This is a genomic window from Duganella sp. BJB1802 (genome assembly GCF_013369445.1).
In the GTDB taxonomy this organism is placed as follows: domain Bacteria; phylum Pseudomonadota; class Gammaproteobacteria; order Burkholderiales; family Burkholderiaceae_D; genus Rugamonas; species Rugamonas vulcania_A.
The window spans coordinates 146320-170702 of sequence record NZ_JABWEF010000015.1 but is presented as its reverse complement, the minus strand read 5'-3'; the positions used below and the strand labels follow the sequence as shown (position 1 = coordinate 170702).

Annotated in this window: 17 protein-coding genes and 1 pseudogene; 14 read left to right on the top strand and 4 right to left on the bottom strand. The window is 63.5% G+C overall.

From position 1 onward, the window contains the following. Window positions 1-338 precede the first annotated feature (338 nt). From rimP to HUX88_RS22625, 8 genes and pseudogenes are all read left to right on the top strand, one after another. A complete protein-coding gene (gene rimP / locus HUX88_RS22660; protein ID WP_117013340.1) occupies window positions 339-827 on the top strand; it encodes a ribosome maturation factor RimP in 489 nt (162 codons plus the stop codon). Then, the gene (nusA, locus tag HUX88_RS22655; protein WP_117013206.1) at window positions 824-2389 is read left to right on the top strand and encodes a transcription termination factor NusA; all 1566 of its coding nucleotides are present in this window, start codon (window positions 824-826) and stop codon (window positions 2387-2389) included. The genes rimP and nusA overlap by 4 nt, the downstream gene beginning before the upstream one ends. Window positions 2390-2435: 46 nt before the next feature. Next, a pseudogene (infB, locus tag HUX88_RS22650) lies at window positions 2436-5310 on the top strand (translation initiation factor IF-2). Between the two features lie 90 nt (window positions 5311-5400). After that, window positions 5401-5817, top strand: coding sequence for a 30S ribosome-binding factor RbfA (gene rbfA / locus HUX88_RS22645; RefSeq protein WP_117013208.1), 417 nt, complete (start codon window positions 5401-5403; stop codon window positions 5815-5817). Window positions 5818-5830: 13 nt separating this feature from the next. Further along, the gene (gene truB / locus HUX88_RS22640) at window positions 5831-6754 is read left to right on the top strand and encodes a tRNA pseudouridine(55) synthase TruB (protein WP_117013209.1); all 924 of its coding nucleotides are present in this window, start codon (window positions 5831-5833) and stop codon (window positions 6752-6754) included. A gap of 141 nt (window positions 6755-6895) precedes the next feature. Further along, window positions 6896-8728, top strand: a complete 1833-nt coding sequence (gene typA / locus HUX88_RS22635) for a translational GTPase TypA (protein WP_117013210.1) — start codon at window positions 6896-6898, stop codon at window positions 8726-8728. Between the two features lie 491 nt (window positions 8729-9219). After that, window positions 9220-12396, top strand: coding sequence for a TonB-dependent receptor (locus tag HUX88_RS22630; RefSeq protein WP_176363201.1), 3177 nt, complete (start codon window positions 9220-9222; stop codon window positions 12394-12396). Between the two features lie 140 nt (window positions 12397-12536). Continuing rightward, on the top strand, window positions 12537-14780 hold the full coding sequence (locus HUX88_RS22625; protein WP_176363200.1) for a DUF3141 domain-containing protein: 2244 nt from the start codon (window positions 12537-12539) through the stop codon (window positions 14778-14780). A 10-nt stretch (window positions 14781-14790) separates the two neighbouring features. On the opposite strand, the gene HUX88_RS22620 is transcribed toward HUX88_RS22625, so the two are convergent. Continuing rightward, window positions 14791-15246 (bottom strand): GNAT family N-acetyltransferase, encoded by a 456-nt coding sequence (locus HUX88_RS22620; protein WP_176363199.1) that lies wholly within the window; start codon window positions 15244-15246, stop codon window positions 14791-14793. A 44-nt stretch (window positions 15247-15290) separates the two neighbouring features. Between HUX88_RS22620 and HUX88_RS22615 the strand changes: the two genes are divergently transcribed. From HUX88_RS22615 to HUX88_RS22590, 6 genes are all read left to right on the top strand, one after another. Further along, window positions 15291-15863: a helix-turn-helix domain-containing protein gene (locus HUX88_RS22615; RefSeq protein WP_176363198.1), complete on the top strand. Its 573-nt coding sequence runs from the start codon at window positions 15291-15293 to the stop codon at window positions 15861-15863. Window positions 15864-15897: 34 nt separating this feature from the next. Next, complete coding sequence (dusA, locus tag HUX88_RS22610) at window positions 15898-16923, top strand: tRNA dihydrouridine(20/20a) synthase DusA (RefSeq protein WP_176363197.1); 1026 nt, start codon at window positions 15898-15900, stop codon at window positions 16921-16923. Between the two features lie 346 nt (window positions 16924-17269). Then, window positions 17270-19018 carry a methyl-accepting chemotaxis protein gene (locus tag HUX88_RS22605; RefSeq protein WP_217916405.1) on the top strand — a complete coding sequence of 583 codons (1749 nt, stop codon included), beginning with the start codon at window positions 17270-17272 and terminating at the stop codon, window positions 19016-19018. 98 nt (window positions 19019-19116) lie between these two features. Then, window positions 19117-19455 carry an energy transducer TonB gene (locus HUX88_RS22600; RefSeq protein ID WP_117013227.1) on the top strand — a complete coding sequence of 113 codons (339 nt, stop codon included), beginning with the start codon at window positions 19117-19119 and terminating at the stop codon, window positions 19453-19455. A gap of 66 nt (window positions 19456-19521) precedes the next feature. Then, window positions 19522-19869 (top strand): energy transducer TonB, encoded by a 348-nt coding sequence (locus tag HUX88_RS22595; RefSeq protein ID WP_117013228.1) that lies wholly within the window; start codon window positions 19522-19524, stop codon window positions 19867-19869. A gap of 138 nt (window positions 19870-20007) precedes the next feature. Next, window positions 20008-20415, top strand: a complete 408-nt coding sequence (locus tag HUX88_RS22590; protein ID WP_117013229.1) for a hypothetical protein — start codon at window positions 20008-20010, stop codon at window positions 20413-20415. A gap of 36 nt (window positions 20416-20451) precedes the next feature. Here HUX88_RS22590 and HUX88_RS22585 read toward each other — a convergent pair whose 3' ends face one another. The 3 genes from HUX88_RS22585 to HUX88_RS22575 are packed head-to-tail and all read right to left on the bottom strand — an operon-like array spanning window position 20452 to window position 24325. Continuing rightward, entirely contained in the window at window positions 20452-22014 is a 1563-nt protein-coding gene (locus tag HUX88_RS22585) for a hypothetical protein (protein WP_176363196.1), read from the bottom strand. A gap of 29 nt (window positions 22015-22043) precedes the next feature. Continuing rightward, window positions 22044-22718 carry an ABC transporter permease subunit gene (locus HUX88_RS22580; RefSeq protein ID WP_176363195.1) on the bottom strand — a complete coding sequence of 225 codons (675 nt, stop codon included), beginning with the start codon at window positions 22716-22718 and terminating at the stop codon, window positions 22044-22046. Beyond that, window positions 22715-24325 carry a transporter substrate-binding domain-containing protein gene (locus HUX88_RS22575; RefSeq protein ID WP_176363194.1) on the bottom strand — a complete coding sequence of 537 codons (1611 nt, stop codon included), beginning with the start codon at window positions 24323-24325 and terminating at the stop codon, window positions 22715-22717. Before HUX88_RS22575 ends, HUX88_RS22580 begins: the two co-directional genes overlap by 4 nt. Window positions 24326-24383: the final 58 nt, after the last annotated feature.

Sequence of the window (24383 nt, the reverse complement as noted above, 5' to 3'; positions counted from 1 at the left end):
TTCCCGCGAAAGCGGGAATCCATGCTGCGCTGCCTGGCTTGCTCGGCATGGACTCCCGCCTTCGCGGGAGAGACGGCAGCCCCCTGTTTCCGGGGCTTCTGGCCTTTTATGAACTGTTGTAAGCCTGCTTTTCCGCGCCATGCGGCATTGCAGCGCAGTTCATATAAGGTTATAATAACCAGCCTAGTAAAAGTTCTTCACGGGGTAGTCCCCTGAGAATGCTTTCATCTGGCTAGGTATTACAAGAAGATGGGCAGATGCCCATTTTTTTTTTGGTGAACCGTTTTGAACGGTCTGTTTTTGCCAAGTTGAAAACAGGCCTTGATCTGGAGAATTTCTTGCAGCTGCCGGAATTAATTGAAAAGACCGTTACCGGTCTGGGCTATGAGCTGGTTGATGTCGAACGGGCCGAGCGCGGACTGCTGCGCGTCTTTATCGATTTCAGCGCAGCCGACGCCGAAGAAAAAGGCCCGATTACCGTAGAGGATTGCGCTACGGTCAGCCACCAGCTGTCGCACGTGCTGACGGTCGAGAACGTGAACTACGAGCGTCTCGAAATCTCGTCGCCAGGGCTGGATCGCCCGGTGCGCAAGCTGGAAGATTTCGTGCGTTTTGCCGGTTGCGAAGCAATCGTCAAACTGCGCACCGCAATGCCGGGTACGAACAACCGGAAGTCGTTCCAGGGTGTTCTGCAAGAACCCCAAGGCGACAATTTGTCGTTGGAATTTGAAAGCAATGATGGTCCGGCGCTGTTGGAGTTTACGCTCGCCGATGTGGATAAGGCACGCTTGGTGCCACAGGTGGATTTTAAGGGACGCAAAGCATGAGTCGCGAAGTTTTGTTATTGGTAGACGCGCTGGCGCGTGAAAAGAACGTCGATAAGGATGTGGTTTTCGGCGCGCTGGAATTCGCGTTGGCGCAAGCCACGAAGAAACGCTATGAAGGTGAAGTGGATATTCGCGTTTCGATCGACCGCGAGTCGGGTGAGTTCGAATCCTTCCGCCGCTGGCACGTCGTGCCCGACGAGGCCGGCCTGCAACTGCCGGACCAGGAAATCCTGCACTTCGAAGCCAAGGAACAGATTCCGGACATCGAAGTGGACGACCACATCGAAGAGCCTATCGAATCCGTCGAATTCGGCCGCCGCTTTGCGCAAGACACCAAACAGGTCGTCCTGCAGCGCGTGCGTGACGCCGAGCGCGAACAGATCCTGGTGGACTTCCTGGAACGCGGCGACTCGCTGGTCACCGGCACCATCAAGCGCATGGAACGCGGCGACGCGATCGTCGAGTCGGGCAAGATCGAAGCCCGCCTGCCACGCGACCAGATGATCCCGAAAGAGAACCTGCGTATCGGCGACCGCGTCCGCGCCTTCATCCTGCGCATCGACCGCAACATGCGCGGCCCGCAGGTGATCCTGTCGCGCACCGCGCCAGAGTTCATCATGAAGCTGTTCGAACTGGAAGTGCCGGAAATCGAGCAAGGCATGCTGGAAATTAAATCGGCGGCGCGCGACGCCGGCGTGCGCGCCAAGATCGCCGTCTACACGGCCGACAAGCGCATCGACCCGATCGGCACCTGCGTCGGCATGCGTGGTTCGCGCGTGCAGGCCGTGACCGGCGAGCTGGGCGGCGAACGCGTCGACATCGTGCTGTGGTCCGAAGATCCGGCGCAGTTCGTCATCGGCGCGCTGGCCCCGGCCAACGTCTCGTCGATCATGGTCGACGAAGAGAAGCACGCGATGGACGTCGTGGTCGACGAGGAAAACCTGGCGATCGCCATCGGCCGCTCCGGCCAGAACGTGCGCCTGGCCTCCGACCTGACCGGCTGGAAGATCAACATCATGACGGCCGAGGAATCGGCCGACAAGGCAGCCCAGGAAACCGCGGCGGTGCGCGCACTGTTCATGGAAAAACTGGACGTCGACCAGGAAGTCGCCGACATCCTGGTGGAAGAGGGCTTTGCCAGCCTGGAAGAAATCGCCTACGTGCCGATCTCCGAAATGCTGGAAATCGAATCGTTCGACGAAGATACCGTCAACGAACTGCGCACCCGCGCCCGTGACGCCCTGGTCACCGAAGCGATCGCTTCGGAAGAAGGCCTGGAAGGCATGGACGAGGCGCTGGTCGGTCTGGAAGGCATGGACCGCATCACCGCCGGCAAGCTGGGCCTGGCTGGTATCAAGACTGTAGAAGCATTTGCTGCACTGGCCTACGACGAATTTGGCGCCATCCTGGCCCTGTCCGCCGACCGTGCACGAGAACTGATTAAGAGTGAATTTGAAGATGTGACCGACGATGAGATGAAGTTGGTTGACTCAAAGTACGACGATCGTGCCAAAGGCTTGCAAGCCAAGGCATGGAGTCTTGCCGAATCCGCAAAGGCTTAATTTGAGTATCTTTATCATCTCCGCGACACATAGAAAAGAGGACTGAATGGCGAGTAACAACGTAGCCCAATTTGCCACCGAACTGAAGATGCCTGCAGATTTGCTGCTGACGCAGCTGCGTTCTGCCGGCGTCGAAAAAAGTTCGACGTCAGATCCATTGTCGAAAGATGATAAGGATAAGCTGCTTGATCACTTGCGCCGTACCCACGGTGCATCGGCTGATACCGAAAAGAAGAAGATCACGCTGACGCGCAAAGAAACCACTGAAATCAAGCAGGCCGACGCCAATGGCAAGGCTCGCACGATTCAGGTCGCTGTGAAGAAGGTACGCACCTTCGTCCAGCGCGACGAGCCGGTCGCCGCCGCGCCGGTGGCGCCAGCCGCCCCGGTGGTCGACGCCGTCGAGGTCGCACGCCGTGAGGAAGAAGCACGCAAGCAAGCGGAACTGATCGCACGTCAGGAAGCGGAACTGCGCGAGAAGCAGGAACGCCTGGCCAAGCTGGAATCGGAGAAGGAAGCGCAGGCCAAAGCCACCGCCGCCGCCGAAGCCGCCGCCGCCAAGGGAAGCCGACGCCGAAGCGAAGAAAGCCGCCGCCAAGGCCGCTGCCGCCGCGACCGCCAGCGCAGCCGGCGCCGCGCCAGCCGCGCCCGACGCCGCTGCCGAAGAGAAGAAAAAAGCCGCCGCCGAGGAAGCCAAGAAGAAGGCCGCCGCAGCCGCCAAGGAAGCCGCCGACAAAGCGGCCGCCACCGAGCTGGCACGCAAGGCCGTGGCCGACGAGGTAGCACAGATCAAGGCCATGATGAACGCGCCACGCCGCGCCATCAAAGCCCCTGAACCGGCGCCTGCGCCGGTCAAGGCCAAGGTTGCCGAAGGCACGCTGCACAAGCCAGCCACCGGCGCCGTCGCCAAACCGGGCGACAAGCCTGGCGACAAGAAGCCGGTCAGCGCGGACAAGAAGTCGATCAAGTCGGCCAATGTCTCGTCGACCTGGCAGGACGACGCCAAGAAACGCGGCGCCCCTGGCGGCGCAGCCGGCAAGGGCCGTGGCGGCAACACCGGTTCGACCGGCGGCCGCGATGGCTGGCGCAGTGGTGGCAAGGGTGGCCGTCGTGGCGGCCATGCCGACGACCGCGAAACCAATTTCCAGGCGCCGACCGAAGCCGTCGTCAAAGACGTCTACGTGCCGGAAACCATCACCGTTGCCGAACTGGCCCACAAGATGTCCGTCAAGGCATCCGAGGTCATCAAGCAGCTGATGAAGCTGGGCCAGATGTGCACCATCAACCAGGTGCTGGACCAGGAAACGGCCATGATTCTGGTCGAGGAAATGGGCCACAAGGCCTTCGCCGCCGAGATGGACGATCCGGAAGCGCTGCTGGCCGACCAGGGTGAGCACGCTCACTTTGAATCGGTGCCGCGCGCACCGGTCGTTACCGTCATGGGTCACGTCGACCACGGCAAGACCTCGCTGCTGGATTACATCCGCCGCGCCAAAGTGGCGTCGGGCGAAGCCGGCGGCATTACCCAGCACATCGGCGCGTACCACGTGGACACCCCGCGCGGCATGATCACCTTCCTGGATACGCCGGGTCACGAAGCCTTTACGGCCATGCGTGCCCGCGGTGCGAAAGCAACCGACATCGTCATCCTGGTGGTGGCAGCCGACGACGGCGTGATGCCGCAGACGAAGGAAGCGATCGCCCACGCGAAGGCGGCCGGCGTGCCGCTGGTTGTCGCGATCAACAAGATCGACAAACCGGGCGGCAACGTGGACCGCGTCACGCAGGAACTGGTGGCGGAACAAGTGGTGCCGGAAGAATACGGTGGCGAATCGCCATTCGTGCCGGTGTCGGCCAAGACCGGCGAGGGCATCGACGCCCTGCTGGAACAGGTGCTGCTGCAAGCCGAAGTGCTGGAACTGAAAGCCCCGATCGACGCGCCTGCGCGCGGTCTGGTGGTCGAAGGCCGTCTGGACAAGGGCAAGGGCCCGGTCGCGACCGTGCTGGTGCAGTCCGGTACGCTGAAGCGCGGCGACGTGATCCTGGCTGGTTCGTCCTTCGGCCGCGTCCGCGCGATGCTGGACGAAAACGGCAAGCCGATCAACGAAGCCGGTCCATCGATCCCGGTCGAAATCCAGGGCCTGACCGAAGTGCCGCAAGCCGGCGAGGAAGTCATGGTCATGGCGGACGAGCGCAAGGCCCGCGAAATCGGCCTGTTCCGTCAAGGTAAGTTCCGCGACGTGAAGCTGGCCAAGCAGCAAGCCGCGAAGCTGGAAAACATGTTCGACCAGATGGCCGAAGGCGAAGTGAAGAACCTGCCGCTGATCATCAAGACCGACGTGCAGGGTTCGCAGGAAGCGCTGGTTGGCTCGCTGCAGAAACTGTCGACCTCCGAAGTGCGCGTACAGGTTGTGCACGCAGCGGTCGGCGGCATCACCGAGTCGGACGTCAACCTGGCGGTGGCCTCGAAAGCGGTCATCATCGGCTTCAACGCCCGTGCCGATGCACAGGCGCGCAAGCTGGCCGAGTCGAACGGCGTGGACATCCGCTACTACAACATCATTTACGATGCGATCGACGAGATCAAATCGGCGTTGTCGGGCATGCTGGCACCGGAGAAGCGCGAAACCGTTATCGGTCAGGTCGAGATTCGCCAGGTCATCCTGGTCTCGAAAGTCGGCGCGGTCGCCGGTTGCCTGGTCACCGATGGCGTGGTCAAGCGTTCGTCCTCGGTACGCCTGCTGCGCAACAACATCGTGGTGTGGACCGGCGAGATCGACTCGCTCAAACGCTTCAAGGACGACGCCAAGGAAGTACGCGCCGGCCTGGAGTGCGGCCTGTCGCTGAAGAACTACAACGACATCCAGGTGGGCGACTCCCTGGAAGTGTTCGAAGTTCAGGAAATCGCTCGTACGCTGTAATCAGTTGCGATTAGAGTAGTTTTAACCGGGTGGACGGGAGCATACTTGCTTCCGTCCACTTGGCGTTTATGGAAAGCAGTACCGTATATCATGGCTAAACACAGTAAAAACATACCCCAGCGCGGTCAGCGCGTGGCGGACCAGATCCAGCGCGACCTGTCCGAAATCATCGCCTTCGAACTGAAGGACCCGCGCGTCGGCATGATCACCATCACCGAAGTGCAGGTGACCCCGGATTACGCGCACGCCAAGATCTTCTTCACCATGCTCAAGGACAGCAAGGAGCAGGTCAAGCAGACCGTCGACGGCTTGAGCGCGGCGGCCGGCTACATGCGCGGCCAGCTGGGCAAGCGCCTGCACATCCACACGCTGCCGATGCTGCACTTCGTGCACGACACCTCGACCGCGCGCGGCATGGAACTGTCGGCGCTGATCGACCAGGCCAACAGCACCCGCTCGCTGGACGACGACCAGGCGCCGGCCGAAGAGAAGAAGGACGGCGAGTAAGCACGCTGCACCGATGAAGCAAAACCATCCTAAAAAAGTCCGCGACCTGGTCGACGGCGTGCTGCTGCTCGACAAGCCGGTCGGCTTCTCCAGCAACGATGCACTGATCAAGGCCAAGCGCGTGCTCAACGCCAAGAAGGCCGGCCACACCGGCACGCTCGACCCGTTCGCCACCGGCCTGTTGCCGCTGTGCTTTGGCGAGGCCACCAAGTTCTCGCAGGACTTGCTGGAAGCGGACAAGACCTACGAGACCACGGTCCACCTGGGCCGGACCACCGACACCGGCGACACCGAGGGCGAAGTCATCGACAGCCGCGAGGTCAACGTCACGCTGGAGCAGATCCACGCCGTGCTGGAGAAATTCCGCGGCCCGATCGCGCAAGTGCCGCCGATGTACTCGGCCCTGAAACGCGACGGCAAGCCGCTGTACGAATACGCGCGCGCCGGCATCACGCTGGAGCGCGAGGCGCGCAACGTCGTCATCCACAAGCTGGAGCTAGTGTCCTACGAGGCGCCGATGCTCAAGCTGGTGGTCACGTGCAGCAAGGGCACCTACATCCGCGTGCTGGGCCAGGACATCGGCGAAGCGCTCGGCTGCGGCGCCCACCTGAACGCGCTGCGCCGCATCCAGGTCGGCCCGCTGACCACGGAAGGCATGCTGACGCTCGAACAGCTGACCGCGCATCCAGCGCCGCTCAGCCTGCTCGCGCCGGTCGACGCCTTGTTGTCCAGCTTCCCGGCCGTGTACCTGAACGCCGAGCTGGCCAAGCGCTTCCTCAACGGCCAGCGCCTGGCCCTGGGCAAGGAGCCCGTGACGGTTCCGGCCGAACAGGGCAGGGTACGCGTCTACTTGGACGACAAGCTGCTCGGCACCGCCCAGCTGGGCGAGTACAGCATCCTGGCGCCGGAGCGCCTGATCGCCTTTGTGCAACCCTAAGCCCCAATAAAGCAACTCTTTGAAAATATTCAGGATTTCAGGGAGAGTTGCACCGCAACATGCTATACTACGCGGTTCCAGAAATTGGCCACTCCCGTACGTCACGTACGCACCCGCAGTTTTTCAGCAAATATAACGACCATGTCTACTACAAAACGCGCAATTCGTAATATCGCCATCATCGCCCACGTTGACCACGGTAAAACTACCCTGGTGGATCAACTGCTGCGTCAGTCCGGCACCTTCCGTGAAAACCAAGCGGTCGACACCCGTGTCATGGACTCGAACGACCTCGAAAAGGAGCGCGGCATTACGATTCTGTCGAAGAACTGCGCCGTTGAATACGAAGGCACCCACATCAACATCGTCGACACCCCAGGCCACGCCGACTTCGGCGGCGAAGTCGAGCGCGTGCTGTCGATGGTGGACTCGGTTCTGCTGCTGATCGACGCGCAGGAAGGCCCGATGCCACAGACCCGCTTCGTGACCCGCAAGGCACTGGCGCTGGGCCTGAAGCCTATCGTCGTCGTCAACAAGGTCGACCGTCCAGGCGCGCGTCCTGAATGGGCGATCAACCAGACCTTCGAACTGTTCGACAAGCTGGGCGCGACCGACGAGCAGCTGGACTTCCCGGTCGTCTACGCCTCGGGCCTGAACGGCTACGCCGGCCTGACCGAAGACGTGCGCGGCGGCGACATGAAGCCGCTGTTCGACGCCATCCTGGAACACGTGCCTGTGCGCGACGACAATCCGGAAGGCCCGCTGCAGATGCAAATCACGTCGCTGGACTACTCGTCCTACGTCGGCAAGATCGGCATTGGCCGCGTCAACCGCGGCACCGTCAAGGTCGGCCAGGACGTTCTGGTCATCAATGGCCCAGGCGCCACCCCGATCAAGGGCCGCATCAACCAGGTGCTGAACTTCAAGGGCCTGGAGCGCGTACTGGTGAACGAAGCGGTCGCCGGCGACATCTGCCTGATCAACGGTATCGACGAGATCGGCATCGGTTCGACGCTGTGCGCGCTGGACACCCCGGAAGCGCTGCCGATGCTGACCGTCGACGAGCCTACCCTGACCATGAACTTCATGGTCAACAACTCGCCGCTGGCCGGCCGCGAAGGCAAGTTCGTCACCTCGCGCCAGCTGCGCGACCGTTTGGACAAGGAACTGAAAGCCAACGTCGCTCTGCGCGTTGCGCAAACCGACGACGACACCGTCTTCGAAGTGTCGGGCCGCGGCGAGCTGCACCTGACCATCCTGATCGAAAACATGCGTCGCGAAGGCTTCGAGCTGGCCGTGTCGCGTCCGCGCGTGGTGTTCAAGATGGTCGATGGCGTGCGCCACGAGCCGTTCGAGCAACTGAGCGTTGACGTCGAAGAAGCCAACCAGGGCGGCGTGATGGAAGAACTGGGCCGTCGTCGCGGCGACCTGCAGAACATGGAATCGGACGGCAAGGGCCGTGTGCGTCTGGAATACAAGATCCCGGCGCGCGGCCTGATCGGCTTCCAGGGCGAATTCATGACCCTGACCCGCGGTACCGGCCTGATGTCGCACGTGTTCGACGAATACGCGCCAGTGGACAACACCAAGGGTGAACTGGGCGGCCGCCGCAACGGCGTGCTGATCTCGCAGGACGACGGCGCCGCCGTGGCCTACGCCATCTGGAAACTGCAGGATCGCGGCCGCATGTTCGTGGTCCACAACGACCCGGTGTACGAAGGCATGATCATCGGCATCCACTCGCGCGACAACGACCTGGTCGTCAACCCGATCAAGGGCAAGCAGCTGACCAACGTGCGCTCGTCGGGTACCGACGAAGCCGTGCGCCTGGTGCCGCCTATCCAGATGTCGCTGGAATACGCCGTGGAATTCATCGACGACGACGAACTGGTGGAAATCACCCCGAAATCGATCCGTCTGCGTAAGCGTTTCCTGAAGGAACACGAGCGCAAGAAGGCATCGCGCGAAGCGTAATTCCGCTTCCAGGCAGTTCCCCGCAAAAAAGCCGCCCGGTGCAAACCGGGCGGCTTTTTGTCATTCCGGCAGCCGTGTCGGCAGCCGGGTTGAAAACGCGAAATTCAGCGATATGAGGATTTTGCATATCTCTATACGGCAAGCGAGTCTGAAAACAAAATATTATTTTGAAAAATCCCGGTTTTGCTTGCACCGCCGCGTTCAGTTTTGCACCAAAACGGTGCGTTACATTGTGACATAAAAATAAACGTTGTTTTGATGATGAAATTCGGCGTACGCAATTGACACTATTTTAGGCACCGTGGTCTTATCGATGCTTGAGCTTGCCTTGTGTTCCGCAAGCTAGCTTCAACGGGGACGTCAGACAGGCGTTTTCGTGACGGGAAAAGTTGGGGCAAATATAAAACAAGCTGGTGGCGGCCGGACGTGCTTACCCACGTACCGGCCGCCAACCAAGCTTTTTTCTACAATCGGAAAATCGGGAAAATCACATGTTAAGAAAAACTGTCATTGCTCGGGCGTTAACCATCGCCTTTGGCACGGCCGTGGTCATGGCCGGCGCGGTCCAGCCGGCGAGGGCGCAGTCGAACGCCACCGGCACCATCTACGGCGTGGTCGACACGCCCGCCGGCGCCACGATCAACTTGGTCAACGTCAACACGGGACTCAAACGCAGCGTCGGCGCCGAGGCGGGCGGCCGCTACCAGGTCACCGCGCTGCCCGCCGGCCACTACCGCGTTGAACTGAGCCGCGACGGCAAGGTCGCGCAAACGGTCGAGGTCGACGTGGTCGCGGGCCAGGGCGCCAACGCGTCCTTCACCGGCGCCTTGCAAACGGTGCAGGTGACCGGCCGCCGCGCCACCATCGATGTCTCCAACACCAACAACGGCGCCATCTTCACCGGCAAGGAGTTGTCCAAGCTGCCGGTGGCGCATTCGCTGAACGCCATCGCGCTGCTGGCCCCCAACACCACCAAGGGCGATTCGGCCTACGGCAACACCGCCTCCTTCGGCGGCTCGGGCGTGTCGGAAAACGCGTTCTACCTGAACGGCTTCCCGATCACCAATCCGCTCAGCCAGCTGGGCTCGATGGAGCTGCCGTTCGGCGCCATCCAGCAGGCCTCGGTGCTGACCGGCGGCTTCGGCGCCGAGTACGGCCGTTCGATCGGCGGCGTGATGAGCGTGACCACCAAGAGCGGCACCAACACCTGGGAAGGCGGCGCGACCTACAGCATCGAGCCGCAGAGCACGCGCGCGGCGTACAAGAACTTCAACTATGCCGTTACCGGCGATTCGAGCAATGCGGCCACCGACGGCAAGCTGGACCTGCGCCGCGACAACCGCACGGTTTCCAACGTCCAGTACGGCGCCTACCTGGGCGGCCCGATCATCAAGGACAAGCTGTTCATGTTCATTGCCGGCGACCAGACCATCGGCAAGGATTCCTATGTCGGCTCCAGCACGGTGACCAATCCGGCGACCATCGCGCAAAGCGGCTGGAACCACAACCGCTCGCAGGAAAACCGCTGGCTGGGCAAGCTGGACTGGAACATCACCGATGACCATCGCCTGGAGTTCACCACCGCCGGCGACAGCTACCAGGCCCGTTACCAAAAATACGGTTATGTGCTGAACCCGAACAACCCGAAAGCGGCCGAGCAACTGGATGGTGTTCCGAACAACCAACTGTACTCGTCCGCGGTGGGCAAGAACCTGGGGCCAACCGATCCCGAGTTCCCGGGCACCCCGGGCTCGACGGTGAATATGCTGAAGTACACCGGCAATATCACCGACGACCTGGTCATCACCGGTCTGTACGGCGTACTGAAAAGCCAGCACGGCGTCAGCTACGAGGCGCTGGGCGCGAATGCCGGCACCGGCGCCGTGCCGCCGACCGTTCTGTACAGCTCGACCGCCAAGTGGCCCGCGCTGAGCTCGTCGCTCTACCGTAACTACAACGTCTTCCCCGGCTACATCAGCAAGCCTGGCGAGGATGAAGTGAAATCGGGCCGCTTCGACCTCGAATACAAACTCAACAACCATACGCTGCGCGCCGGTATCGACTCCAGCAACATCACCTCGTCCGCCGCAGGCCAGATCCGCAGCGGCGGTTCGTCGTGGTCCTACAAGTATGTCGGCGATAAATTCATCGGCCAGCCGATCAATCTGTCGGGCGGCCGTCCAGGCAACGTTGCCGACTTCGGCGGCTCGGGTACGGCCGGGTACTACGTGTCGCAATCGATTTTCAACTCGCTGACCTCGGCTTCGTCCAAGCAGTCGGCGCAGTACTTTGAGGACCGCTGGCAGGTGCGCAAGGACTTGCTGGTCACGCTGGGCATCCGCAACGACGCCTACAGCAACTCGACCGGCGACGGCGTCAAGTTCCTCGACATGAAGAGCGAAGTGGCGCCGCGCGTGTCGGCCGCCTGGGACGTCAACGGCGACGCCTCGTTCAAGGTCTTCGGCAGCGCCGGCCGCTACTACCTGCAACTGCCGACCCAGGTGGCAGCCCGTGCCGCCAGCCGCTCGACCTACACCACCCAGGAGTTCACCTACACCGGCATCGATCCGAACACCGGCGTACCGTTGGGCCTGAAGGCGGTCAACACGCCGATCTCGTCGGACGGCGAATACGGCCAGGCCAAGAACCCGCAATCGGTGGTGGCGGCCGATCTCAAGCCAAACTACCAGGATGAGCTGACCCTGGGCTTTGAAAAAGCCTACAGCCCCAACCTGAACTTCGGCGGCAAGATCACCTACCGCAAGCTCGGCGCCGGTATCGACGACAGCTGTGACACCCGTCCGCTGCTGAAGTACGCCGCCGACCATGGCATCGACATCCAGAACCAGGGCGCGGTGAACTGCTTCATCTACAACCCGGGCCGCGACGTTACGGTTTGGATCGATGGCAACGACGCTGCGGGTAATCCCGTGGTCACCGGCAAGGGCCAGCTGGCGCACTTCACCGCCGCTGAAATCGGCGAACCGAAGGCCGAGCGCACCTACGCCGCGCTGGATGTGTTCCTGGAGCATCCGGCGCGCAATGGCTGGTACGGCCGCGTGAACTACACGCTGTCGCGCAGCAAGGGCAACATGGAAGGCCAGACCCGTTCCGACACCGGCCAGACCGACGTCGGCACCTCGGCCGCGTGGGACTTCCCGGAGTTCGCGCCGGGCAGCAACGGCCTGTTGCCGAACGACCGCAAGCACCAGCTCAAGATGTACGGCTATTACGAGCTGACGCCTGAATGGACGGTCGGCGCTTTCGCGCTGATCCAGTCCGGCCGTCCTGTGCTGTGCCTGGGCACCAACGATGCCGCCGACAGTGGCTCCGACCCAGCCTATCCGCTCGGCCAGCAATACTTCGGCCCAGGCTATGGCGCCGAGTACTACAACTGCGGCGGCAAGCCGACGCCGCGCGGCAGCCTTGGCCGTATGCCGTGGGAAAAGCGCCTGGACCTGAACTTGGCCTATGCGCCGAAGATGATCGAGGGCTTGTCCGTGAAGGTGGACGTGTTCAACGTGTTCAACAAGCAGGCGCCGATCACCAACAACGCCACCTATGACGACGGCTCCAGCGGCACGATCTCGGCGACCTACCGCGAAGTGCAGAACTACCAGACTCCGCGCTATGCGAAGTTCACGGTGGAGTACAACCACAAGTTCTAAGCCGGCTTGCCGTCCTGAACCGAACCGCGGCCCCGGCCGCGGTTTTTTTTTGCGCCGCCGCCACGCCGGTTTCGTTTGCGTTTTTATATCCGCTGCGGTACTTTGATGCATGGCAGCATAAACCGCAGGGAGAAAGTTCCGTGAGCGACGACCAGACCAAGCCGGGGCCGCAATGGCCCGTCCATCCCTTCGCGCTGGCCCAGCAGGCGGCCGACTATTGGATCGACGCCTGCCAGCGCAGCGTGCTGTTCATGGACGTGCTGCGCCAGCGCGGCGACGAGCGCAACCATCGCGACGAGCAGCCGGCGCCGCATGTGCTCAGCTTTGAATTCGAGACCATCCTCGACGGCCGCCACCTGGAGCGGCCGGTCAACTACGGCCTGCTGTACATCCTGCCGCCGGACGGCATCGCGCCCGATCCGCACAAGCGGCCCTTCATCGTGTTCGATCCGCGCGCCGGCCACGGTCCCGGCATCGGCGGCATGAAGCAGGACAGCGAGATCGGCGTCGTGCTCAAGGCCGGCCATCCCTGTTATTTCGTCGGCTTCCTGCCGCAGCCGGTGCCGGGCCAGACCATCGAGGACGTGTGCCGCGCCGAGGCGCAGTTCATCGCCAAGGTGGCCGCGCTGCACCCGCACGCCGACGGCAAGCCCGCGCTGATCGGCAACTGCCAGGCCGGCTGGCAGATCATGATGACCAGCGCCCTCAATCCCGACCTGGTCGGCCCGCTGGTGCTGGCCGGCGCGCCGCTGTCCTACTGGGCCGGCGTGCGCGGCAAGAACCCCTTGCGCTACCTGGGCGGCGTGCTCGGCGGCACCTGGATGACCGCGCTGGCGGGCGATCTCGGCAATGGCATCTTCGACGGCGCGCAGCTGGTCGCCAACTTCGAGAAGATGAATCCGTCCAACACGCTGTGGGCCAAGAACTACAACGTCTATTCCAAGATCGACACCGAGGCCGAGCGCTTCCTGGAATTTGAAAAGTGGTGGGGCAACCCGGTGCTGCTGAACGCGGTCGAAATGCAGTACATCGCCGACTCGCTGTTCGTCGGCAACCGCTTGAGCGACGCCGCCCTGCTCGACAGCAACGGCCACCGCATCGACCTGCGCAACATCAAGTCGCCGATCGTGGTGTTCTGCTCGTGGGGCGACGACATCACGCCGCCGCAACAGGCGCTGGGCTGGGTGCTGGACCTGTACGAGGACGACGCGGCGCTGGCGGCCGGCGGCCAGACCATCATCTACTCGATGCACCAGAGCATAGGCCACCTGGGCATCTTCGTTTCCGCCTCGGTGGCGAACAAGGAGCACGAGGAATTCACGGCGGCGATGGACATGATCGACATCATGCCGCCCGGCCTGTACGAGGCGGTGTTCCTCGACAAGGACGAGGAGATGCTGCAGGCGGAAATCGCCGCCGGCGACATGGCGGGCGGCGACTACGTGATGCGCTTCGAGCGGCGCGGCCTGGACGCGCTGCGCGCGCTGGGCGGCAACGACGCCGAGGACGAGCGCCGCTTCGCGGCGGTGGCGCGCGTCTCGGAGATCAACACCGGGCTCTACCGCACCTACGCCAGCCCGGTGGTCAAGGCCATGGTCACCGAGGCCAGCGCCGAGCAGCAGCGCGAATCGCATCCGCTGCGGCTGCGCTACCGCATGTTCTCCAGCAAAAATCCGCTGCTCGACGGCATACCGGCGATGGCCGCCAAGGTGCGCGCCGAGCGCCGCCCGGTGGCGCCCGACAACGTCTTCATGCAGATGCAGGAAACGATGTCGCGGCAGATCGTCGACGCGCTGGACCGCTACCGCGACCTGCGCGACCAGGCCACCGAAAACATCTTCCTCGGCGTGTACGGCTCGCCGCTGCTGCAGGCGCTGGTGGGCCTGCGCACCGACGGCGGCCGTCCGCGCCGGATCGGCCGCGACATCGCGCGCGAAGCCGCGCTCAACGCGCACCGCGCGGCGGCGGCCATGAAGACGGCGGAGGGCGGCGTGACCGAGGCCATCATCCGCGGCCTGCTGTACATCTACCGCAGCCCGGAGATGAGCGCGGCCGACGAGCGCGCCTTCGCCACGATCCGCCAGCTGCGCCTGCGCACCTCGGACGACAAGGAGCTCAGCGTCACGCATTTCAAGACCATCCTGCGCGAGCAATACCTGATGCTGCAGGTGGACGAGGAGGCGGCGATGCACGACCTGCCGCTGCTGCTGCCGGCCTCGGCGGAAGCGCGCGCGGCGGCGCTGGCCATCGTGCGCCAGGTGGCCGGCGCCACCGGCACGCTGACCGGCGACGGCGCGGTCCGGCTGGAGCGGGTGGTGGCGGCGTTCGAGGCGCGCGTGCCCAAGCTGGCGGTGGCGGTGGCGGGCAAGCGCGGCAAGGCGTGATCGGCGCCGATCAGCGGCGCAGCGGCTTGCGCATGAACACGCTCAATGGATCGTCCGGATAGTCGCCGTAGGGCGCGCAGCGCTGGAAGCCGTGGCGTTCGTACAGGCCCAGCGCTTCCGGCTGGGACGGGCCGGTCTCCAGCACCATCTCCGGACAGCCCTGGTCCAGCGCCGCCTGCTCCAGCAGGGCCAGCACGCCGCGCGCCAGTCCCTGGCCGCGCGCGGCCGGCCGCACATACATGCGCTTGATCTCGCCGTACGCCGGCGTCAGCACGATGGCGCCGCAGCCGACGATGGCGCCGGCCGCATCGCGCGCGACCGCGAAGCGCACGTTCGGCTGCATCAGCGAGGGCAGGTCCAGCGCGTACACGCTTTCCGGCGGATATAGCGACAGCTGGTAGGCGTCGAGGTCGGCGATCAGGGCGATGACCTCGGGCTGGTCGGGTGATTCGAAAGCGATGGACATGGCGGACATTTTAATGGATGAAAAAATCCAGTATAATGGATTTTATGGATATCAACAAACTGATCGCCAGCCGCGTGCTGGCCTTGCGCGACCGCCGGGGGCTGTCGCTGACCGCGCTGGCCGAGCGCAGCGGCGTGAGCCGCTCGAACATCTCGCTGATCGAGCGCGGCGAAAGCAGCGCCACCGCCACCGTGCTCGACAAGCTGGCCGGCGCGCTCGGCGTCACGCTGGCCGCGCTGTTCGAGGCGGAGGAGGGCGAGCCCGTCCCGTCGCCGCTGCGGCGCGCCGCCGACCAGCCGGTGTGGACCGATCCGGCGTCGGGCTACGTGCGGCGGCAACTGTCGCCGGCCGTGCGCTCGCCGCTGCAGCTGGTGGAGGTGGTGTTCCCGCCCGGCCAGCGCGTGAGCTACGAGCAAGTCGTGCGCGAGGCCGACGTGCACCAGCAGGTGTGGCTGATGGAAGGCGTGATGGACATCGCCGCCGGCGGCCAGCAATGGCGGCTGGAGGCGGGCGACTGCCTGGCCATCCGCGAAGACCAGCACATCAGCTACTTCAATCCCGGCGAGCAAGCTGCGCGCTACCTGGTCGGCCTGGTGACGCTGCCGTTTGCGATATAATGTCGACCCCCAAGCGATTCCCATAGTTGCCGCCATGACCATCATCACCCTGCCGACCACCGACACCGCGCCCGTGAAAGCGAGCCGCCGCCTGTCCGTCGCGCCGATGATGGACTGGACCGACCGCCACTGCCGCGTGTTCCACCGCCACATCAGCCAGCACACCTGGCTGTACACGGAGATGGTCACCACCGGCGCGCTGGTCTACGGCGACGTCGAACGCCACCTGCGCTTCAACGACGAAGAGCATCCGGTGGCGCTGCAGCTGGGCGGCAGCGATCCGGCCGACCTCGCCACCAGCGCCAGGCTGGGCGAGAAGTGGGGCTACGACGAAATCAACCTCAACTGCGGTTGCCCGTCCGAGCGCGTGCAGAAGGGCGCGTTCGGCGCCTGCCTGATGGCCGAGCCGCAACTGGTGGCCGACTGCGTCAAGGCCATGCGCGACGCCGTCAGCATCGACGTCACCGTCAAGCACCGCATCGGCATCGACCAGACCGAAAGCTACGACTTCGTGCGCGACTTCGTCGGCACCGTGGCCGAGGCCGGCTGCCGGACCTTCATCGTGCACGCGCGCAACGCCATCCTCAAGGGCCTGTCGCCCAAGGAGAACCGCGAGGTGCCGCCGCTGAAGTACGAATTCGCCTACCAGCTCAAGCGCGACTTCCCTGACTTCGAAATCATTATCAACGGCGGCATCAAGACCGAGGCCGAAATCGACCTGCATTTGCAGCACCTGGACGGCGTCATGCTGGGCCGCGAGGCCTATCACAACCCCTTCGTGATGGCAGGTTTCGACCAGCGCTATTACGGCGACACGCGCGCGCCCAAGAGCCGCGAAGACGTGCTCGAAGCCATGATTCCCTATATTCAAGCCCAACTGGCCCGGCACGGCGCCCAGGGCTTGAAAATCAACTCCATCACCCGCCACATGCTGGGCCTGATGACCGGCCTGCCCGGCGCCCGCGCCTTCCGCCAGGTGCTGTCCGATTCCAAAAAACTCTCCCTCGGCGACCCCGCCCTGCTGCGCGAAGCCGCGGCCCGTCTACGTATTGCTGCGTAGTACACAGCACAAACTAGCGTTTCTGGCAAACAATATATTGGACTGTTGGAATTTCCACGCAGAAAGTTCGTTTGCGTATTTTTCGGGCAGTTTTTGCTTGCTTTGAGGCAAAATTTGCATCTATAATTCCTGAATATACACACATATCCACCGTTATTCTCCGTTTGTATATGGCGGTAAAACTACATGCGAGCTGCTGGTGGAGCCGCTAATTTTGCATTCGCAGTCATTGTTTGCTACTGTCTAGATATATTACTTAGCAGCAAGGCCGGGTGGAATGTGTCGTGCACGAGACGAGACTATCCAGGGCACTCTTATCAACTGTGTCACTTACGAAGAAGACGAGATGAATTTAGCAAAAATGAAAGTCGGAACGCGCCTGGGTCTTGGATTCGCGCTGGTTCTTTTATTCCTGGTGGCTGTGACCGCCGTGGGTATCTTCCGCATGGCACAGATCCAGGATCGTCTGGATCACGTGATTACGGTGAACAACGTGGTGTCGCGCCTGGTGGTCGACATGCGTTCCAACGTGGGCGACCGCGTGACCTCGCTGCGCATCCTGACCCTGATGACCGATGCCGGCGACATGGAACCGGAAATGAATCGCATCAAGGAACTGGCCGGCAAGTACGCCGACGCGCAGGGCAAACTAAGCTCGCAGTTCGCCATCGAAGCCACCGCTGAGGAAAAAGCGTTGCTGGCGACGGTCAAGGAGCAGGAGGCGGTCGCCATGCCGGCCATCGCCAAGGCGTCCGAACTGTGGCTGGCCAACAAGGCCGAGGAAGCCACCAAGGTCCTGATCAAGGAAATCCGTCCGGCCCAGAAAAAATGGATGGCCGCGCTCGATCAGCTGGGCACGCTGGAAGACAAGCTGAACGCGCAGGTGCAGACCGACGCCGCCGCCGGCTTCTCGGCCGCGCGCAGCTTCATGATCATCATGGGCGTGCTGGCCGTCGCGATCTCGGTCGCCGCCGCCTACATCATCACCCGCGGCCTGCTGAAACAGCTGGGCGGCGAACCGGACTACACCGCCTCGATCGCCGGCAGCATCGCCAACGGCGACCTGTCGATCGCCATCGACACCGACGGCAACGACAAGGACAGCCTGCTGTCCGAGATGAAGGAAATGCGCAACAGCCTGGTCGACATCGTGGGCCAGGTCCGCTCGGGCACCGAGACCATCGGCACCGCCTCGCGTGAAATCGCCGCCGGCAATATCGACCTGTCGTCGCGCACCGAGATGCAGGCCAGCTCGCTGGAGAAGACCGCCTCGGCGATGGAAGAGCTGACCTCGACCGTGAAGCAGAACGCCGACAATGCCCGCGAAGCGAACCGCCTGGCCTCGGACGCGTCGGACGTCGCCATCAAGGGCGGCAAGGTGGTGTCGGAAGTGGTCAACACCATGAGTTCGATCGACGCCTCGGCCAAGAAGATCGTCGACATCATCGGCGTGATCGACGGCATCGCCTTCCAGACCAACATCCTGGCGCTGAACGCGGCGGTTGAAGCGGCCCGCGCCGGCGAACAGGGCCGCGGCTTCGCGGTGGTGGCGTCGGAAGTGCGCAACCTGGCCCAGCGTTCCGCCGGCGCCGCCAAGGAAATCAAGATGCTGATCGACGACTCGGTGGAAAAAGTCGGCGCCGGCACCAAGCTGGTCGGCCAGGCCGGCGTGACGATGGACGAAGTGGTGGCCTCGGTGCGCCGCGTGACCGACATCATGAGCGAGATCGCCAACGCCAGCCAGGAACAGAGCGCCGGCATCGAGCAGGTGAACCACTCCATCATCGAGATGGACAGCATGACCCAACAAAACGCCGCGCTGGTGGAAGAAGCCGCCGCCGCCGCGCAAAGCTTGCAGGACCAGGCCGCCGAACTGTCGCGCGTGGTCAGCATCTTCAAACTGGTGGAGGGCGAGGAGCGCGTGTCGGCTCCGGTGTACCAGCCTGCCGCCGTCAAGGCAACGGTCAAGCCGATCGTCGCCCGCGCTCCTGTCAAGAAACTGGCCTCCGCGCCGGCGCCTGCCGCAGCAGCCAAACCGAAGAAAGTCGCCTCGGCCGCCAGCGCAGCCGGCAGCGATGAGTGGGAAGAGTTTTAAAACTTTGCCGCAGTCTGCCGCCGCGCTTTTGCGCGGCACATGGGCCCGCTGTGGGTTTCGATAAACCAGTTATTAATAATAATTTAGTTGGGAAATAAATGAATAAGTTTTCGACCAGTGTATTCGCCGCCGTCATCCTGTCCGCCGCTTCCACCGCCTTTGCCGGCGAAGTGCCAGCATCGCTGGATGCCAAGAACTGCAAGGCTGAATACCCTAAAGCATCGCTGATCAACGAAGAGCAGGGCGACGTCGCCATGTCCTTCCTGGTGGCCGCCGACGGCAGCGTCGTTGAATCCAAGGTCGACAAGTCGAGTGGCTACAAGAATCTGGACCGCGCCGCAATCAAGGCCCTGAGCGCCTGCAAATTCAAACCGGGTACCAAGGATGGCGCCGTCGCCCAGACCTGGACCAAAGTCGACTACAGCTGGAAGCTGTAATCAGAGTCAACGGGGCCGTGCGGCGACGCGCGGCCTGAGTGCCGGATACCTACACTTGGGGAAATCATGTCTACAAATAAGCGTTGGTTAAGTGTGATCGCAGCAGTGCTCGTTTCGAGCGCACCGGCAGTGTTCGCTGCCGAAGTCCCGGCCAGTTTCGATGCCAAAAACTGCAAGGCCGAATACCCGAAAGCGTCGTTGATGAACGAAGAGCAGGGTACGGTGTCGATGTCCTTCCTGATCAAAGCCGACGGTACCGTGGCCGACTCCAAGGTCGACAAGAGCAGCGGCTTCAAGAACCTGGACAAGGCGGCGATCAAGTCCCTGAGCGCCTGCAAGTTCAAGCCGGGCACCAAGGACGGCGCCCCGGCCGAGACCTGGACCAAGGTCGACTACGCCTGGAAGCTGGACTAATTTCCTTGAGGTATCAAAAAAGGAACCGCCTGCGGTTCCTTTTTTTTCGCCTGCGGCAACCGTTGTAACAAGCTGTAATCGGGCTCCGGCGGCGGCGCGCTTCCTTATATAGTAATATCAGAAACTAGGAGGAGTGCCATGAAAACCATCATCGCCGTTGCCGCCGCAGTGGCGGCCTTGTCCGGCTGCGCCGTCCAGCAGCCCGGCTATTACGCCACCACCACGCGCGTGGTCCAGGATCCCTACCAGTGGCACACCGTCGCGGTGTCGCCGTCGGACCGCGGCTACAACAGCGGGTCGTCGACCGTCACCTACGAGGAAGTGCCGAGCTCGCGCACGGTGTACGTCACCGAGCCGGCCTACACCACCACCTACGTCCAGTCGGCGCCGGTCTACTACGCGCCGGCCCCGGCCTACTACGCGCCCGCGCCGGCCTACTACTATCCGCCGGTCAGCATCGGCCTGGACTTCTCGTTCGGCCACTGGTGCTGCGGCGGCGGCCACCACGGCTGGGGCGGACGCGGCTACGGCCGCTACCGCCGCTGAGCGCGGCAACGGCCGCCACCGGCGCGCGGCGCCGGTTCAGCCTATGTACTTGTGCGTCGCCACGGTGGCATGCGCGGGCGCCAGTCCGCGCTTTTTCTTGACGTACAAGGACAATCCCTCCTGCAGCTTGTCCATGCTGCTCTTTTCCACATACATGCCCTTGTTCTGCCGGATCGGATCGAGCACGTAGCGCGATTCCGCAATGAAGCGCTGGCACTCCTTCAGCAGCGGGTCCAGGTGGTTGCGCTTGTTCTGTTCCCAGTTCGCCATCCAGCCGTCCTCGATGATGTTGTTCGACAGGATGTTGAGCACATTGCTGGTGGTGTTGTTGGCCAGGTAGTAGCAGCCCAGCAGCGGCGACACCAGGAAGATGTTCGAGCTCAGCGCATCCATGGCCGAGGTGCCCAGGATCAGGTTGACCTTCTTCATCTCCTTGTAGCGCGCGCCCATGATCATGATCTTCTGGCAGGTGGTGGCGATGGCGCTGGCGGCCGCCACGGCCGGCCCGGTCACGCCGCCCAGGTCGGCGAACAGGCCGGCCGTGGACACCGCCAGCTGCGTGGTCTGGATCGCCGCCAGCGCCGCGTGCTCGTTGCGGCTGGTGCGCAGCAGCGCGGCCACCGCGTCGCACGCGTCGCGCGCGTCGCCCGGCAGCAGGAAGCCGCGCTGCACCGTGGTCTTCTGCGCCTTGTGCCAGTCCATCGCCGCCGTGCCCCAGTTGCTGGCCGCCTTGGCGCCGGCCTTGACCTGCTGTACCAGCGGCAGCGCCGACGTGATGAAGTCGGCCATGAACTCCACGCCCAGCTCGCCGATGATGGCGCCGATGTCGAGCGAATCGAACAGCTCGAACAGCAGCCGCAGCACCTTGTCGAAGCCCGGCACGACCAGCATGGCGGACAGGTCGATGCCGGGGATGTGGATGGCGCTGAAATCGATCTGCCGCAGGTCGATGCCGGGCAGGTCCAGCGCCGGCAGGTGGACGTTGGGCAGGCTGATGTCCGGGATCGCCAGGTGCGGCAGGCTGACCGTCAGGTCGATGTCGAAGAACTCCGGGAACTGCAGGCGCACGCGCGGGAACAGCACGTCGAAATCGATCTCCAGGATCTTGCTCAGGTCGTACAGCACCGAGGGGATGTTGACGTCCGGTAGCCGCACCAGGATCTTGAACGCCAGCGCCCGCAGCGAGATCGTCGGCAGCAGATCCTTGAACTTGATCAGCCCCTTCAGGTTGAGGCGGACCGTGGGCAGGTCGAAGCCGGGGATGTCGCCCAGCTTGATGTCGGGGACCAGGTTGATGTCGAAGTTGGGCAGCGGGATGCGCGGCAGCGTGAAGTTGACCAGCTCGCGCAAGTCGATGCCCTTGAAGAGATTGAGGTTCAGCTCGAGCGGGCTGATGTCCGGCACCGACACGCCCGGCACCGCCGCGAGTTTTTTCTTGCACTCCTTGGCGTCCTTGGCCAGCGTCTTGGCGTCCTCCAGCCGGCTCTTGGGGCGCAGCTGGGTGCCGCCGAACATGGCCTTGAGCGACTCCTTGCGCTCGCGCTTGATGTGCATGAACGCCGCTTGCAGCGCGATCTCTTCGTTGAACGTCAGTGGCATGAAGGAATGCTCCTTGATGGAAAAGCGGCTCAGCGCTTGGACGACCGCGCGTGCGACAGCGTCAGCCTGCGCTGCACGCCGGCCATGAACGCCGACGTCTTGAAGCGGCCGACCAGCGCCGTGAACACCAGCGCGATGACGACGAAATAAAAGCTGCAATAGATGTACACCGGCACCATGACGCTGGTGCCGGTGGCGGCGATCACCGTGTTGCATCGACTGACCAGCTCGCTCACGCCCACCAGCGACGAGGCGCTGGACGCGATGAACGAAATCAGGAACACATTGATCCAGGTCGGAATGAACAGCAGCGCCGCGCCGATGTCCCCGCGCCGCCAGGCGCGGTGCGCCACCACCAGGCTCTCCGAGGTGAACGACAGCGGCGCCGCCGACAGGCCGATCACCGCCTTGACCCATTGCGGCACATGCAGCGCGACGCCGCTGCCCGGCAGTGTGAACTCGCTGGGCAGCACGAACACCGCGTAAAAGATCAGGGCCAGCGTCGGCACGCCGCGCAGGAAGGTCGAGACGCGCTCGGCGATGGCGGCGATGCGGCCCTGCCGCGTCACGCGCAGCCAGGCCAGGCCCGCGCCCATCAGCGAGCCGAGCGCGACGGCGCACACCGCGATGAAGATATTCCACAGGAAGCCCTGCAGCAGAAAGGGCGTCCACGTCAGCAGGAAGCTCAGGGTCTCGGTGTTCATGGTCGCTCCGCCGCCGGCAGCCAGGTTTTTTCCACATAGTTGAACAGGCGCGTCCACAAGCTGGTGATCAGGTAGAAAGTGATCAGCAGCATCGTCATGGTCAGGAAGATGTTGTCCTTCTCGGCGATCAGCAGGCTGCTCGCGCTCAGCAGTTCGGGGATGGCGATGGCCGAGGCGATCATGGTCTGCTTGGTCAGGTTGATCAGCGCCTGCTTGACCGGCCAGCTGGCGTACTGCGCGGTGCGCGCCAGCCGCGTCGCTTGCAGCCGGTAGCCGGGGTCGGTGGTACGCACATGGTTGGCCGCCTCGACCAGGGCGCGCATCACCATGCCGGCCGTGTAGTAGCCGGAGCAGAACGCCGCCACCGCGAACGCCGGCAGCTTGACGCCGAACTCGTGCATGGTCCAGCCGCCGAAGCCGAAGAAGATCAGGTACATCATCAACAGCGGCGGCGTCAGCCGGCCGTAGGCCATCACCGCGTGCAGCAGGCGCGTGGCCCAGCCGTCGCGGCCGTCCACCGCGATGGCCACCGCGATGCCCAGCGCCAGGCTGATGACCACGCCGGCCGCGATCAGCAGCATCGTATAGCCTATGCCCTGCAGGAACTTGGTGCGGTCGTAGGGGTCGTAGAGGAAGTTCAGGTCCACGCCCAACTGCTCCTTGACCCACAGGCCGACCGCCTGCACGCCGGCCACCTCGGCGCTGGAGACGTTCTCCGCGCTGCGGCAGGCGGCGATCCAGTTGCCGCTGCTGTTGCGCACGCACTTGTAGAGTCCGTCCTGGCCGCGATCGGACCAGAGCGCCTGCTGCGCCTTCAGCCACGAGGTCGACGCGATGCCCCATTTGCGGTTGGCCTCCAGCAGCCAGCCGGTGCGGTGCAGGTCGGCCACGATATTGCCCAGCGCCAGATCCAGTTCGCCGCCGCGCTCGCTGCGCGAGATGAAGATCGCCATGGGCGTGACCAGCGCGTTCGGCAGCGGCATCGTGTAGCCGCGCCAGTCGGGCAGCGCGCTGGTGTTGAACAGCGCCGCCGTCGCGTACAGGAAGCCCGAACACTGGCCGTCGCGCAGCGCCAGATGGGCGTCGCGCACCGTCTTGTAGGTTTGCAGCTCGAGCAGGTAGCGCTCGCTCATCGGCTTGTTGAAGTAGCTGCCCTGCACCGCGCAGATGGTCTCGTGGCGGATCTTCGGCCAAGCGTCGACCGCCTGTCCCGGCCCGAACAGCACGTTGACGCTGGTCTCGTTGTAGCCCGGCTCGATGGCGGTGGCGATCTTGCGCCGCGCCGGCGTGTCGCCGACGGTGGCGATCAGGATGTCGACATCGCCCAGCTCCAGTTTCTGGAACCGGTTCTCGGTGGTGATGCTGACCTTTTTCAGCGCCACGCCGAGCCGGGCCGCGACCAGCGCGGCGATGTCGCTCTCGAAGCCGACCACCTCGCCCTGCGCGTTGAGCGAATTGTAGGGGCTGAAGTCGGTCTTGACGCCGACCCGCAGCACGCCGTTCTTGCGGATGGCGTCCAGCGTCGCGCTGCCGCCCGCCTGCGCCGGCAGCGACAGGAACAGCAGTCCGATCAGACCCAGTACTTTTAAAAAAGCGCTATTCCACATTGTCGTTTTCGCGGGCCGAGGACCGGAGTTCATGCTACCCCAAGGCGGGCTGGTCACG